This is a genomic window from Halosimplex carlsbadense 2-9-1, from assembly GCF_000337455.1.
Lineage (GTDB): Archaea > Halobacteriota > Halobacteria > Halobacteriales > Haloarculaceae > Halosimplex > Halosimplex carlsbadense.
Genome location: NZ_AOIU01000043.1, coordinates 50,175 through 64,225, shown reverse-complemented (window position 1 = coordinate 64,225; position 14,051 = coordinate 50,175). Strand labels below are relative to the sequence as shown.

General features: G+C 53.0%; 11 protein-coding genes and 1 pseudogene. 1 reads left to right on the top strand and 11 read right to left on the bottom strand.

Features of this window, described 5'->3' with window-relative positions; all coding sequences use genetic code 11:
* Positions 1–289 precede the first annotated feature (289 nt).
* The 10 genes and pseudogenes from C475_RS22550 to C475_RS23425 form a co-directional block, all read right to left on the bottom strand.
* A pseudogene (locus C475_RS22550) lies at positions 290–1,420 on the bottom strand (ISH3 family transposase).
* A 94-nt stretch (positions 1,421–1,514) separates the two neighbouring features.
* The gene (locus tag C475_RS23435; protein ID WP_152436518.1) at positions 1,515–2,105 is read right to left on the bottom strand and encodes a hypothetical protein; all 591 of its coding nucleotides are present in this window, start codon (positions 2,103–2,105) and stop codon (positions 1,515–1,517) included.
* 1,022 nt (positions 2,106–3,127) lie between these two features.
* Positions 3,128–3,577: a helix-turn-helix domain-containing protein gene (locus tag C475_RS18800; protein ID WP_152436517.1), complete on the bottom strand. Its 450-nt coding sequence runs from the start codon at positions 3,575–3,577 to the stop codon at positions 3,128–3,130.
* Positions 3,578–3,909: 332 nt separating this feature from the next.
* Entirely contained in the window at positions 3,910–4,491 is a 582-nt protein-coding gene (locus tag C475_RS18790) for a sigma factor-like helix-turn-helix DNA-binding protein (protein ID WP_049930960.1), read from the bottom strand.
* Between the two features lie 151 nt (positions 4,492–4,642).
* Positions 4,643–7,132, bottom strand: coding sequence for an Eco57I restriction-modification methylase domain-containing protein (locus C475_RS22545; protein ID WP_152436516.1), 2,490 nt, complete (start codon positions 7,130–7,132; stop codon positions 4,643–4,645).
* 191 nt (positions 7,133–7,323) lie between these two features.
* Positions 7,324–7,509 carry a hypothetical protein gene (locus C475_RS23430; RefSeq protein ID WP_152436515.1) on the bottom strand — a complete coding sequence of 62 codons (186 nt, stop codon included), beginning with the start codon at positions 7,507–7,509 and terminating at the stop codon, positions 7,324–7,326.
* Between the two features lie 402 nt (positions 7,510–7,911).
* The gene (locus C475_RS18780; protein WP_006885468.1) at positions 7,912–9,201 is read right to left on the bottom strand and encodes a hypothetical protein; all 1,290 of its coding nucleotides are present in this window, start codon (positions 9,199–9,201) and stop codon (positions 7,912–7,914) included.
* A 176-nt stretch (positions 9,202–9,377) separates the two neighbouring features.
* Positions 9,378–9,665, bottom strand: a complete 288-nt coding sequence (locus tag C475_RS18775) for a hypothetical protein (protein WP_006885467.1) — start codon at positions 9,663–9,665, stop codon at positions 9,378–9,380.
* A gap of 193 nt (positions 9,666–9,858) precedes the next feature.
* Positions 9,859–10,005 (bottom strand): DUF7563 family protein, encoded by a 147-nt coding sequence (locus tag C475_RS25445; RefSeq protein WP_449404420.1) that lies wholly within the window; start codon positions 10,003–10,005, stop codon positions 9,859–9,861.
* A gap of 641 nt (positions 10,006–10,646) precedes the next feature.
* Positions 10,647–11,450 carry a hypothetical protein gene (locus C475_RS23425; RefSeq protein ID WP_152436514.1) on the bottom strand — a complete coding sequence of 268 codons (804 nt, stop codon included), beginning with the start codon at positions 11,448–11,450 and terminating at the stop codon, positions 10,647–10,649.
* A gap of 208 nt (positions 11,451–11,658) precedes the next feature.
* Between C475_RS23425 and C475_RS23420 the strand changes: the two genes are divergently transcribed.
* Positions 11,659–12,333, top strand: a complete 675-nt coding sequence (locus C475_RS23420) for a helix-turn-helix domain-containing protein (RefSeq protein ID WP_152436513.1) — start codon at positions 11,659–11,661, stop codon at positions 12,331–12,333.
* A 694-nt stretch (positions 12,334–13,027) separates the two neighbouring features.
* On the opposite strand, the gene C475_RS23415 is transcribed toward C475_RS23420, so the two are convergent.
* Entirely contained in the window at positions 13,028–13,954 is a 927-nt protein-coding gene (locus C475_RS23415) for a hypothetical protein (protein WP_152436512.1), read from the bottom strand.
* Positions 13,955–14,051: the final 97 nt, after the last annotated feature.

The window sequence follows — 14,051 nt, the reverse complement described above, 5'->3', positions numbered from 1 at the left end:
CGAATTCGCGAGGGTACTGAAATCCTCGACTCTGATCGCTGAAGTTCGGAAGAGAAGATGTCTGCGATTGCTTCGACTCGGACTTCTCAGCGAGATTATCTCCCGAAAAAAGTCTCAGTACCTCACAAAGCATCACCAGTTAGGGTGGCCTGAGCCACCTGTTCTGTTGTGGTGAGTCGTCGATCACGGTTGAGCAATGCTGATTGAAGGCGGAGCTGTCGCTGTTGGTGGCGGTCAGCCGTCGACGCGATAGCGTTGCCACTTGCGGAGACGCTTGCTCGGTCGGTGACTACTGGTAGAACCGGTCGTCAGGAGGTCGGTTCGCGGGGACGGCCCGACGCACCGCGAGGGCCGTCCACACGGCCGTCGAACTATGTTCACGAACTCTTTGTACGGCCACCACCAGAGGCGACGCCCGCCCCAGCGGGGCATCGCCACGTAATCGTAGTGCTGATATCGCTATACGCTCCCTATCAGCAGACTCACCACAACGTACAGCAGTCTGACCGTCGCGTCTCGCGTCGTTGTCGGCGTTATCGCTTGCTCGGACGAACGATAGCTCGACTCGATACCGAAGCGTTTCGAGTAATGGTATCGAGCGTCGCGTGGAGTCTCGATGGACGGCGCGTCAGCGGCGTAGCCGTGACGCGCCACGCCGTTCTCGTTATACCGTCCATTCAGCTACGTACAGTCGACGTAGACGGGAAACTCGACGGTCCAACTGTGACCGTCGAGTTTCCCTGTCAGGTCATGCTGAATGACGCGGCTCCACCCTCCCGAGAGTTCCTGCTGAATCGTCTCACCCCATTGGATAATCGGGACAACATAGGCGTAGTAATGCGCCTGAAGCAACGTGAGACACTTGCTATCGTAGAATCCGCAATCAAGGTAGACGGTCTTGACTTCGGTGTCAAGGCCGTCGAGAATGCCAAGGAATTCAGCGAGGACACTGCTGGCGGTGTCGCCATCTTAGGCGTCCGTAGAGCGTCGCGTAAGCGTGGAATGCGGTGGTTCCCCGCTTCGCTTCCGAGTGGTAGAGGGCGTCTGTGTCGTCTTCGTCACCGTAGTGGGGCCGCAGGTGGAAATCTGCGCAGACCTCCACCTGCTCGGGAAGCAGTTCGACGACATCTTACCGAAGGAGTGTATTAAAGACTCGTTCGAGCCGTTCCGGCTCGAACTTCGTCCGGGGATAGTAGAGAATCGTGTTCGCCGATGGCGAGTTGTCACTGGAGTTGCAGAGCGTCGAGATCGAGGTTCCGTCGGCGGTTACGCCGACGAGAACCTCGTAGATGTCCTCTACATCGATATCAGCGTTGTTGGCGAGGTTCAGGGAAACTTCCTCGTCAAGCCGGTTAACGAGGAAATTAAGAAGCTGGTCTTCGTGGATTTCATTGTCTGCTTGCTGCTGGTACTTAGACACGTCTTCACCAAGCAGACGTTCTAACTAACCGGCTTGGTGAGGTACTGAAAATAGTACTGCAGAGCGTATCTTCCTCCGAATTCGAGTATGGCGGTCAATCGTGTTTGTTGTATTCTCCAGGAAGTACTTGACTAGGTTCGATTATTTCTCCGTGAATACATTCCACTACGCCACCGTAGCTGTGTGGGGCGTAGTACTTGACGCGTTTCCCATTCCCGATCGGACCAGGGATCGTGAGTCCGATGTGTCCGTCGTCACGGTATGACAGTGAACAGTCCGGCGGGTCTCGCGGCGGCTCTCCGAGATGCGGCTGCATAGGCGGTCGATCTACGAGTCGCTGGCTTTTGTCAGTAATCTCGCCGTCAGCGATGACCCATTGCGTGTCGGCGTTGATGGACAGCAATGCAATGTGCACGGACGTTGAATCACCGATGAATTCGCTTGCAGCGTCCCGAGACTCCTGAATCTCACCGTCAGGATTCGTAGACGTGGGCGACGTGACTTTCCCAGCAAGGATCGTATCACGAGAATCAGTCGCTGCACGCACTGCAATCGCATCACCTGTCTTGATGTCTTGTAGGTCGTCAACGGTGATGACTTGCTCTTCTGTTTCGTCTGCTGTGCTAACCCAGTGCGATCCTGGGGACTTGTGCTCGGGAGTGTTGTCGTCTGAGTGTTCGGTCATGATTATCGGGTAAGTGGTTATTTGAGAGGCTATCCGCTCACGAGAAGGGGCTCGCACAAGGGGTAAGCATGGCACATGGCTGATTCAAAGGTGGCCAGCTCGGTTCACCGCCTATGACGAGCGCGTGTCGGTGGCCACCCAGGAATCAAGCCGGTCAGGCGATGATTCCCAAGAAGCTAGCCGAAACGAATGTTCAACTAGCTGTTTGGGTGTGATCAATATTATACAGCGCGATTATAAAATAGCTTGGCCCGGTTGTCCGATCGTATTCAGTTAACGATGAGTAGTAAAGTGGGTGAATTCCTTGCTTGTCTATGCACTTTGGTATGTTCCTCATGGAGCAGTATTTCATTTACCTGTCCGAATTTGACAATGCTACCGTTCTCCCGGCCCCACAACTGGACGATATCGATTCAGCCCGATAGAACTCTCACCTCAGTGGTCCCTTTTTAAATTGGTACAAGCTCTGAAGAACTTCTCACTTTTCCGTTCCGACCAAGACAGTGTGTTTGGAATAGCTGACTATTCCCTATGAAAGCGCGCCCAGTTACTCCGGACGATGAACCTCTGTCGTTTCATACGGTGTTAAATCAACAGGAACGTCGTCGTTAGCGGCCACACTACCAGTGGAAAACAACTCTTCGACAGTGCTTTGATCTGTGTTCCGCTCGATATCGACTAATCGGTAGACGGCACGTCCTGTAAATCCGCACACACATCGTAGTTCCCCGTCAGCACCGTTTTCTGCGCCTTGCTCAACAGTGAGGGGCCTAACCGAGTCTCCGCAGTCAGGACAATTGAGACTGACCTGCGAATACAGATTGCCGTCGTACACGCGGAATCCGTCGGGATATATCCCGTGATCAATGAATACGTCCGCGATCGCTGATTTGAGTGCGTCTAAGCAGGAGTCTTTTTTTTCTCTCGAATCGGGGAGAGCACTGTTCTTTGCGACAATTATCAATGGATCACTTGGCATCGACACATTAAATAAACCGTCAGTCGCTTGTAAACCTCTGGCCTCAATAGTCGTACCACTCTGGCTCAGGCCGGTCCATCGCTTCGATTTGCCGTAGTTCGTCGGGCGTTGAGATACTAGAGTACAGATCGTTCCAAACGGCGATCTCGTCGTGGAGGTTCAGTTGTTTGAGCAAGTCGATCCCCCGCTTACTGACTGCGTAAAAGACAGACGGAAGATCCCGCTTCGTCTCCGATGGTGTCTCTTTCGTGAGAAGCCCTCTCACAACAAGTGTGTCCAAGTGGTACTGGAGGGTACTCTCGTTCACATCTGGGTTTCGAGCCGCCAGTTCAGCCCGACACAACACGCCAGAATCATGCGCAAGTGTCTGCTGCACGATGATGAGGCGCGTCCGATCTAACAGAGTCCTGAAGTCCTCTAATTCGTCCTCTGTCGGCACGGCATCCGCCACTGCAGCATCTCTTCTCTTCGCCGGTCCATCTGATTCGCTCATACGACAAGTGAAGGGGCAACGAGTGTAATTGTTTCCAATTTCACTATAACAGTTAGATTGGGATAGAAGCCTGTGAATGGTATTATAGATCTCTGAATTAGTTATCGAAGGCAATCCGAGCGAGGACTCGTTGGAAGTCCTCGCTCGGATACGTGCCGTTGTCCGCAACACCGAACTCAAGCTCCGGGAACAGCACCGACGAAGCGGCAAGACTCATTTGCCTCGGTTGTCTCGACCATATCGAGACAAGAACACCGACGCCAATCGACGCTTGGCTACTTCAGCAACTACTGTTTAGCCGTGGGTTAGCTTACTCTGCGGTCCCTCGCATCTTACGAGAGCGGGGTAATATCGCTCGAACTATTCGTCTCGTCACTGATCCTCTCCTCGTCGAGGAACTCTGGGTCAGTGAGTACTTCAGCATCCATGCGAACGAACCGGACGAGATTCTCCGCTGCGGCCAATTTCTCTTTCGCCCGCTGGAGATGCGTATCGACAGTACTCGGAGAGATATTGAGGATTGTAGCCGTTTCGTCCCGGCCGAATCCGGCTTTTTCGCGGAGCGCATAGGCGTGAGCCTGTTTGTGGCTCAGCGGGGTGAGGTCGCCAAAGTGCCAAGCTTGGAGGAGCGCGTTCCCGACACTCGAGAGTTCTGTCTCTACGTCTGCTATACTAAATTCTCGAACACAGGCGGACATGAGCCGACTCTCACGTTCGATGGTATACTCAGGGATGAACTCCCGGTTTTCATACCGTCCGATCAGGATATCTCCTCGGCCATGAATGTAGTAAGCTGCGAGACCGTCAAACTCGTCGTTGGCGACGACTCGCCCGACAAGAACTGCGTTCTGGTCTGGGAGTCGGCAAAGTAAACCGAACTCGGTTTCTTCGGAGGCGGTTGGCTGGTGGGTCAATGATTTACTACATATTTGTAGCAAACAGGCATAAATATGTCGCCGTATCTCGCTGTCGCCGAAATGCGGAAATTCAGATAGGAACAGGGCAAGTTGGAGGAAATCTCACACTGCTCCTGATGGTTGCGGAGCCAGATCTGGAAGGAATGATCTATAGTTCCTGTTGGACGATCTCGTCGATTTCTTCAAAGACATCGGTTAGGGCTTCATCACGTCGAGCAGTTTCGCACAGTGTGTCAAAGGCCTCACTGAGTGCATCTACTGTGTGAGCCGGTAGATTCCGCGGGTCCAGTATCGGGATGTCCTCAGCGTCGTTTGGCTCTAGTTTTCGCATCCCGTCTGCGTGGAGCCGCTCGTGTTCTCGCAGAACGTCAGAAACGATGTCGCTGTTGAGATACGCTAACAGTGCCTTTATCTCAGGATCTGTCAGAGTAACATCCAAATACATGGAGTGCAGGCTGTTCACGTTCCTGGCGTCCGCTTCATTCAGGATGAACCGACACCGGTCCCGGTTCACAGTGGTTACGAGGATAGGCGGCGGATCACGCAGATCTACGATGAACCATGAGTCACCGCGATCCTGAAACGTTCGATTCGGCAGTGAGACGGATTGATGCAGACTATGCTCCAAATAAGACAGGAGACGCTGGACGCCGTTGTCTTGAGCGGCGTCACTACCTAAGGCAGTTTCCGATGGAGGGGCAGTAACTGCAGACGCGTAATCTCCCGCCTTACTCGGAACGTCGATGTCATCAAGGTGATACAGTAACCAGACTTCTTTGTCGGCGTCACGATGTTGTTCCCAGTCCTCAACTACCATGTCGAAGTGGGGAACGTGGCTCCCCTTTCGGACGAGGCGTGACAAGTGCGATTTGTCCAGCTCGTGAGCTTCGACTGTGGACTGTGATACGCAAAATACGTCGTTCTTCCCGGTAAGAATGCCGCGATTGACCGTTGCAATTTCACCAAGTGTGGTGAGTTGTTCCGTGTCGACATCGATGGGGTCGAATACAGTCCGCCAGTTTTGCTCGGGCCCTAGCGCTGCTTGGTCGATGGTAGTCACAGAACCCCATTCCGCCTCGTCTTCGACTCCACCCTTCACCGCTGACAGCAGGTCCCCGGTTTCAGGCATCTCGTCAACCTGAATGAATCGAGTGTCGCCCTCTCCCTTATTATCTTCACGGCGTTCAACGAACGTGATCAGTCCCGTTGTCACCGCTTCGTCGAATACCGATACTTCTCCAGGATTGAACAACAGCAGCGCCTTGATGTCGTACTCAGCGAGCAGGTACTCTTTGAGCGCTTCTCCATAGTCTTTATCTAGATAGTTTGGAGTAATGAATGCAGCACGACCGTCTTCAGCCAGGAACTGTGTCGCATGAGCGATGAAATGAATATATAACGGCGCGTTCTTACTTAGATTCAGACCAGTCTCCTGTTCCACCGTCTGATGAATCGTATCCGTATATTCCGTTGAAAGCTCTTCAGAGCGAGAATACGGCGGATTCATGACGACCGTATAGTCGTCGTCCAATTCGTCGGGATCGAGCGTTAGAAAGTCATCTTTCCGAATGTCCCGCGACTTACCGTGGATAGTCATCACCGCCGTTCCAAGAGCGATTCCGAGCTGACTGCGGTCAATTCCGGTCATCTGTGGAGGGTCACTGCTGGACTCCCAGGAGGCGAATGACGGCGCTGACAGCGCACACGCGCCCATCCCAGGGTCGAGGACAGACGTTCCGCCAGTCGTTGCCCACGTCCGCATCAGGAATGCGATATCACGTGGAGTTCGGAACTGCCCGAGTTTCTGGCGACTCTCTTTCGGTGTAATTGCTTCGAACAGTCCGCCGATATCTTCAGACGGGTACTCAGACGCGACTAAGCGATGGCGCTGTTCAAGAACTGGCTCAAGCGTGCTCTCATCCGCGAGTGCTGCTACTTCATCTAAAACACATTCGTCGAACGCGGGACTCCCAGTCTGTTCTCCCGCTAATTGGAATGCTTGACGGATATTCACTGAGAATTCGGGAAGTTCATCATCTCGATAATACCGCTCGTATACAGTCGCTTTCACCAAGCAATAGAATACGGCGTGCCGTGCAATGATTTCAACCGGATTATCGAGGCGGTGGAAACCGTGCTCATCGCACCAGTCGTCAATTCGGGACTGCAGATTTGAAGACCCTTTCCGGAGAACAGGTGTGATCGTCTCCGCTGCGGCATGGATCAGACTAGTGAGCTCGTCACCGATGACTGGAACAAACCGTTCGAGTGTATCGTCCCACTCATACCCGAGTCGGTCAAGCACGCAGGTTTCGAGTTGATTCTTCGTCTCTTCGTCCCAGACGGGAATTCCAACGATAGCAGCGGAACGGAATAGCTCCCTTCGCGTAAATGAGTAAGGAAGCGGTTTATTAGGCTCGGATAACCGGTCGAGTGTTTCATCCACGTAGCTCTCCCACTGGGCCTTCATATTTACAGGACCAATCGGGGAATCGCTTGGTTCGCCCTGCACAAGCTCCGGTTTCCTCCCGCTCTTGGACGAGTACGTGTCGCTCTTGCCACGTGCAACTACAGATCCAATTGTACGTTCCTGTTTTTTGTTCTCCACCGGGCGTTCCGATTGCTTTTGCTCAGTCAAGTCTTGATCCTCGCGCTTCTCCGACTAACCTCGTCATTTTTAAACCCTTGTCAGACATCAGATCTGGCCACGCAACTCTTAGAGGCACTACTCGGACCTGTGTATTTCCTCTCCAAAATCTGGCTACTAAGCGAGGGGAATTTTGTGCCGGAATTCCTGAATTCGAATTCCAGCGACCAAAGAATACGAGTTCAGGTTCCTTCCAGCTCGCGGTACCGTACTCCGAGTCTGAAGGCGACGATCGCTATCGCGATAAGAATGGTGACTCCAAGAACAACATCTGACTTGATTACTCTCGTCAACGTTAGGCCTGCAACAACAGCTGTGCCCAGTAGCGTAAAGAGATACACTACTCGTGCAGTGTTGAGTTTGGACATGGAGTATTTTCATCGTGAAGTCACTAAAGAATCTGTATAGTTCCCTACTTGACACCCCCCACCTCTATCGACAAGAGTTCGATCCGATCAGTGCTTAACCTACACGGAGGTCGCCACCCCTTCGGATGTTGGTTAAGACTGCCGGTCGAGGCGGCGGTTACGGTGGCCGGGGTCGGCCCGGCCATCCCGGTAGTCCGTTTGCGAAGATGCACACGCCTCAGCGGACATATCATCTCCACAGTATAGTCTCGGGCATGAGGCGGCCGTTCCGCAGGTTAAACCAACTGCGGAAAGGGGTAACGCGCTGGTGAGCGGGCATTCCGGGGGTCGGGGGTCAGACCAGTTATAATAGTGTATAGTGGCCCATTTAGGGGAGAGAAGTGTGAGGTGCGGAACGGGGATTTACCAGTTTAGTGATTTGATTTGCGACGGCCTGATGTCGGGGCCATCGGCCCCGAGCGTGAGACGCCACAGGACATCAGTCGTCGTCCAATCTCCAACCCGCCAGCGGATGTGCTCGTTCGAATACGCGTCCTGCACTTTGCGTCGTCCCCACTCGATCTTCGGATTGGAATCAAACGTCCCGGTCGGGAGTTCGACGAGCCCCTCACGGATCCAGTGGTTCATGACCGCATACGCAGTTGACCGGGAGTCGAAGACCGCGTAGGGGGTAACTCCCTGTGAATCCAGGTCTTTCATTTTTCGATACGTCTTGCGGTGATACTGCCAGTTGTGATGCCCGGTGATGACCTCGCCAGCGTAGACTTGACCGTTATCATCCCGACTGGCCACGTCAACAGAGTATCCCTTCAGACCGTGGTATGTCGCCGTGTCTCTGCCTTTTAGTTGCTCTCGGATGAGTGCGAGGCCGACAGTGACTCGGTGTGATAGCCCCTCCATCGAGTCGCCTGTGAGAGTCGGGAAGGCGTCGTTCTGGTTGATGAGAGTCCGGCCTCTCTGTGTCGGCGCGTACCAGACCTTCTTCCTGAGGATCCGTTGCGGTGACGCGTATACCGCCTGCTCTTCTTCGTACCAACTGTGCTCGGCGAACGTTTCTGCGAATTTGTGGTCGGTGGAGGGGTCAACGACGATGCGGCGGAGTTCTTCTTGATTGAGGTCGCCGAGGAAGTCCATCCAGGCGGGGCACTTATCGAGGAGAAGATGCTTGCCTCGCACGTCCTCGCCATTCCAGAGCCGGGCGATGCGAGTGAGTGCCTTCTTCCGGTCTTCAGTGAGCGTCATCCGGTCGGGACTGCTGTTCGTTGCCACGACCTCTACATCGCCCTCCTCCTTCGCGTCGTCTGGCTGGTGCCACCAGGGCAGTTCACTTGTTTGTATGTTCTGGCGGACGGGGTTGTAGCCGTAGCGAGCGGTCAGGTACTCTTCGGTGACCCACGCTACGTGCGGCGCGGGGAACGACCCTCGCCAGCAGATGAGGTCATCCACGTCGGCAGGATGGCCGGGATCGTAGTCTTCGAGCGGCCAGATGTCGGGGTCGGGGTCCTCTGGATCCGGGTCGAAGTCACCGAAGTCGGCGGGCTGGTCGTGCGGCTTCCGAAATGGACCTTTTTCTTCGGGGAAGATGATTCGGATGTCGCGCTCTGGGTAGTCGAGTTGGGTTGTGTACTCTCTCCAGTCGGGCCACTCGTTGCGGCTGCTGTCATCAGGCGAGAAAGGCGGGCCTCTTGACATGATTTATGTTTTTAACGGGTCCGGATAAACCTTAGTCAGCCACGTGTCTGACGTGAGAAGCCTGCCGTTCAGGGTTCCTCAGAGCGCTGTCGGACGCACTCCTGTGCGAAGGTCAAGATGTCGACCCAGCCGGTGCGGACGCTCTGGCCGCCGGGAGCTGCAGTCCTCGACACCGTCTAGCTCTCTGGCCCGTCGATGTGCATCGAATAGAGAACGGGTTCGCCCTCGTCCGGCCAGAGCGGCGCGTGATCCCTGTGCGGCGGCGCATGCGGCGGCTCGTCGCGGTCGCCGACCGTCTCCCGTTCGCGGTCAACCCACGATCGCGTCGAGGGGTAGCTACACTCTGGGTCGCTAGTGATCACGCGGCGGATGCAGGGCGTTGGCGCTTCCTTCTCGACGCCATAATAGCTCTTGAACTTCTCGCGTAGGTAGTCCTCAACCGCGTCGGCGAGCGCTACTGTCACGCTCTCACCGGGCTCATGGGTGACGGCCGCGTACTCTTAGACGGCCTGTACGAACTCGGTGTCCTCTGGGCAAGTGCGGCGGTTCCGAACCCGAAGGCGAGCGTGAGAAAGCCGACCGGCGCGTAGACAAGTAGCGCCATGCCGTAGTGTCCTGGCCGGTGCATAGGTTACCTCTATCGGGAGGTCTCAACGGTCATGTCTTTTTTTCACGGACGCCAGCGCCGTCGCGGGTCATGTCCTCGCAGTGGGGGCACACTCTCGGCGTGTCGATCTCGTCGGGGGTAAACACCCGAATGTATTGCTCGGTGACGTGACTCCCGCAATTTTGACACTCCGGCATGATTAGTACCACTGACAACCCTGGAACAGGGTGTAGTGATCGTCGAAGCACGGATCCTCGGAATCAACGTTCTCACTCATCTACGCGGACCCTTCCCGGAACAGTTCTATTAGACTGTCGGAAATCTCGTCGCGGGCATTGTCGCCGCCAATCAGGAGAGTTGTCTCGACGTCTTATAGGGTCGCTAAGCCCACTCCCTCAAACAGCACCGCGGTCCGTACCAGTGGATAAGGAGCGCCGTAGGGATAGGATACAGCGCCGTCTTCGTCTGACCGGTGGTTCTAATAGCTGGCCCACAGGTCCACGGACAGACTACTGTCACCCCGGATGGTAAACGTTGATTCGTCAGTCCGTTCTCTCTGAAAGGGCGTGGAATGAACTTCTATCTAACATCGTTGTTTGATGGGTGATCTTCGAACTGTTATTTGGAAGTTCGAATAACAGGCTAAACATAGACTCTTAATGCGAACGAAGCGAATCGAAGCAAATCTACCACAGACTATTCGTGTGTTATTTACATCCGCTATATCCTGAAATCATATTCAAACCATGTATTTGCTATCCCCTCCAAAACTGCAGATTATTCACTACTAACGCGGTCTGGGTTCCCTTCCAAACAACAATGTTAGATAGGATGACTCTCATTCTGGATTACCCTCGTTGTGACTTTGATCTCCCTGACTCGTATTTGATGGATTAGTGTCTGCAGAATCACGACCATCTTCAGCACCACTATTCGCGTCATAAACCTGCTTTATCCGCTCTCTAAACGACTGCTTCGAGGCTGCAAGTGCGTTTGGTCGGCCCGAGCGAAACTCAATGTTTACATGGGTACACTTTCCAATATTCTCACACTCGCACTCTTCCAGTTTGGATAGGCGTGCGACTTCACGCATGGTTCGCGCAACAACCTGTGAGCGGCTTGCTTCTTTGACATCCACAAGAAGATTGCTACTATCCGAATCATGATTTCCCAACAAGACTTCCTCAACCGGCCCTGATGTCAGCGTATAGCTCTGGCCTGCAGCATCGATCTTATTGGATTCGCCATTAACGACCCTTTCAAGAAACAGCCCAAATATCCGAGCGGCCCTTTTTTGCGTTTCACTTAGTGAATGATTGTTATCTGTTATAAGATGAGTATACATCCTATGGCCAGGCAACATCTCTTCTTGATTTCCAGTGACTTTTGGTTTGGTACTTAGCTCCTCTATTTCCTCTTTTAAATCTTTAAAACGGTCTTTGTTCCTGTTTGCTAATTTACCAACAGGTGCGCCTCCAAGGGTTACTTTTTTTAAACCGGCCTCCTCTGGAGGGGTATCTCCAAGTGTCCCAACTAATTTTTCTAGATCATCAACTCGTTCTTCTAATTCACGCAAGCGGCTAACCTCTTCCTCCAATTCTTGTCGAGATCGACTTTCAGGCGGTTGTGGTACTTGAGTCATTGGAACCATCTCTGTATACACTAATTCTACTTTGCTTAGCCTCTGCAACAGTCGAGGTATCTTGTTCTAACATCAGATGTGGTTCTAAGTATGATCTGCCCGTATTTAAACCTTTAGCAAATAGCTATTAGATATAGGGATTAACCAGAAGCGATTCAAAATCTATGGGAATAAATAAGAGGGCGTGGCTGCTATTCTGCATAACTCAATGAGCCCGCCTCCTGGAAAACTCACAATGCCAACAGATCGCAAGATCTTGTTGGAAATGATGGATAGAAAGCGGTACTCGCCAAAACTTATTGGCCTCCTCCTCGACAAAGATTCCAGTTATATAGCCACTCAGCTTCGCAAACTGGAACAGAGAGGCTACGTCCAAGACCCCGCAAGGAACTATGAACTTGACGAGGACGCGCGCAGTCAAATGTATGAATTGACAAAATTAGGGGTGATTGTGACCTACCACATTTCAAAATATGTTCGAGACTCCCACACTGCATTCCATCAATCTTCATTATACATCCTATCTAACCAACCTGACCAGGATCAGTTCTTTCCTGATTTAGTAGCCCTAAGCGACATTGATCGGTCAGCTCTGTATAGCCTACAGGGTCACGACGGTATGACAATTCCGAGTGACTTTGAGCTGGAAGTTGCCAACCGTAATTTATCACCGCGAACAACTCATGAGGCACTATATTCGCTCTACTATCATAAACTGGCTACTCGGCACGAGAACATGTCTGTATACAAAATATCGGACCGAGGAGAGAGAGCTATTGATTTGATAGATGATGGGATTACCGACCCCGTTGATTTATCCTGTAAACTTCGAGAGACGTACTCTAAGGATGAACTTGATTGGCTCGATCAGTTTATTAAATAATAGGCGCTATGGAACGGTTGGCACACTTATCACCAAGCGACGGACGCTGACGAGACAGTCTCCGATATCTGCGACATTTTCGCGGCGTTTGACCGTCTCAACGCCCAGCGCATTGCCGACCAAACGATCGTCAGAGAGTGAGGTGAAGGACCCAGGCAGCCGACCAAGACCGGTCGCAGCACTTCGCACCTCGATACTCCCCTCCCAGTGGAGCAAATCGATTCAGCACCAGCAGACCGACACCCAGAGAACCCAGCTGAGTCTACCCCCCTAGTTAGCCACAGCTCATTCACGGTCCATCGCCCTCAAGAGGGACCGCGCTCTCGGCGGACCGGTTGTCGACAACTAGTCGGCAGGTGTTGATATCGATCCAGCCCTCTGGAAGACTCGCTCAGCGTCAAGAAAGGCGGTCGGGCTGGTCGGGCCAACAATCGAGGTGACCGACTGAGAGAACGACCATATTGCACGAGATATTAGTTCTGAGTGTTGATATATAGGGGTGTACGAGGCTCGTTGCAGCTCCGCTTTTTCGTACACCCCTTCCAAGAACCTGTCGTACACTCGTACACACCTACGTACACCCCGGTCATCGGCAAACCTTCCTTTCACGCACAGTGGAGGTGTACGGCACAGTTTATTACTGTTCCACCCCCCTGAGTAATGGGCCAGAGTGTGGGCTCTCTTTGTTTGTTTCTTATATTATATTACGCTCTGTCACCCACTCATTAATTTCGACAACATCTGCTTGGAGCATCCCGGGAATGGTCCAGCAGACATCATGTGACTCGTAGTCTTGCGGGCCGTCGCGGCTCCGGTCGAGGCGGTCGTTGACCCGGACTGGTGACCACCGCTTTTTTTCTTCTCTTGTCCGCCCATTGAATCGACCGCCGTCAAGTTCAAACCCGTTTCTCACCAAGTGATTCCAGAACTTGATCATCGCCGGTCTGTTTTCGAACAGCCAGATCGTCGGCCACGGCTGATCGGTTCTCCATGCATGGAACTTCTGCTCCCACGTGTCTGAATTGCCGTGCTCGGTTAGGACTTCAACCTGGGCCAGCGGCTTTGCCCGTGTCCCCCACAGGTGGACGTCTGGTCGCTCTGGTGACTGGACTCGCGGGTAGAGCTCACAGTGATAGTCGGGTTTTAGCTTCTGCAGTGATTGTGCAGCGACCATCACTCCTTTTCGGTGCTCCATCAGCTCAAGTCCATCACGGTAGACTGGGGGACCAGTGTGATCTTGTGCTGCCCATTCTGGTCGGAGGCCCTTTGACTCGTCGAAGATATCCTCAATGATTGTCATACAGTTCGATTTTGGAATCCAATCGCAGCGCCGACCCGCGATATAGACATCTTCGTCTCGCTCAGCAGATTTGAAGATTCCGCGTGATTTCAACGATCTGTGCACGTCATCGTGTCTGTCACCCCAGTTTCCGACGGTATCACACAGTTGACGAAGCGGCGGTTCGTGGTGTGTTCCGATTGATTTTGACTGCCCGTGGATGTTGAAGGACATTCCTACAAACCACCCGGACACACACGCAAGAATCTCTGCTGCAGGTACTTCGAGACCGTATTTTTTCGCCTTCTCTGCGGGCGATTTCGATTTACTTGGTGTTCCCATCAGGTAGGTTTTAGATAGAATTGGTAAATATCCTAGCCTGAAAATAGAAGACTGTTCAGAGTAAATTCAGATGGTGACTGTAGATTCGGTATTTAAC

Excerpts from the sequence above, each read along its gene's own strand:
- C475_RS23435 (WP_152436518.1), bottom strand. The coding sequence starts at position 2,105 with ATGACCGAACACTCAGACGACAACACTCCCGAGCACAAGTCCCCAGGA.
- C475_RS18800 (WP_152436517.1), bottom strand. The coding sequence starts at position 3,577 with ATGAGCGAATCAGATGGACCGGCGAAGAGAAGAGATGCTGCAGTGGCG.
- C475_RS23430 (WP_152436515.1), bottom strand. The coding sequence starts at position 7,509 with ATGTCCAAACTCAACACTGCACGAGTAGTGTATCTCTTTACGCTACTG.
- C475_RS18780 (WP_006885468.1), bottom strand. The coding sequence starts at position 9,201 with ATGTCAAGAGGCCCGCCTTTCTCGCCTGATGACAGCAGCCGCAACGAG.
- C475_RS25445 (WP_449404420.1), bottom strand. The coding sequence starts at position 10,005 with ATGCCGGAGTGTCAAAATTGCGGGAGTCACGTCACCGAGCAATACATT.
- C475_RS23425 (WP_152436514.1), bottom strand. The coding sequence starts at position 11,450 with ATGACTCAAGTACCACAACCGCCTGAAAGTCGATCTCGACAAGAATTG.
- C475_RS23420 (WP_152436513.1), top strand. The coding sequence starts at position 11,659 with ATGAGCCCGCCTCCTGGAAAACTCACAATGCCAACAGATCGCAAGATC.
- C475_RS23415 (WP_152436512.1), bottom strand. The coding sequence starts at position 13,954 with ATGGGAACACCAAGTAAATCGAAATCGCCCGCAGAGAAGGCGAAAAAA.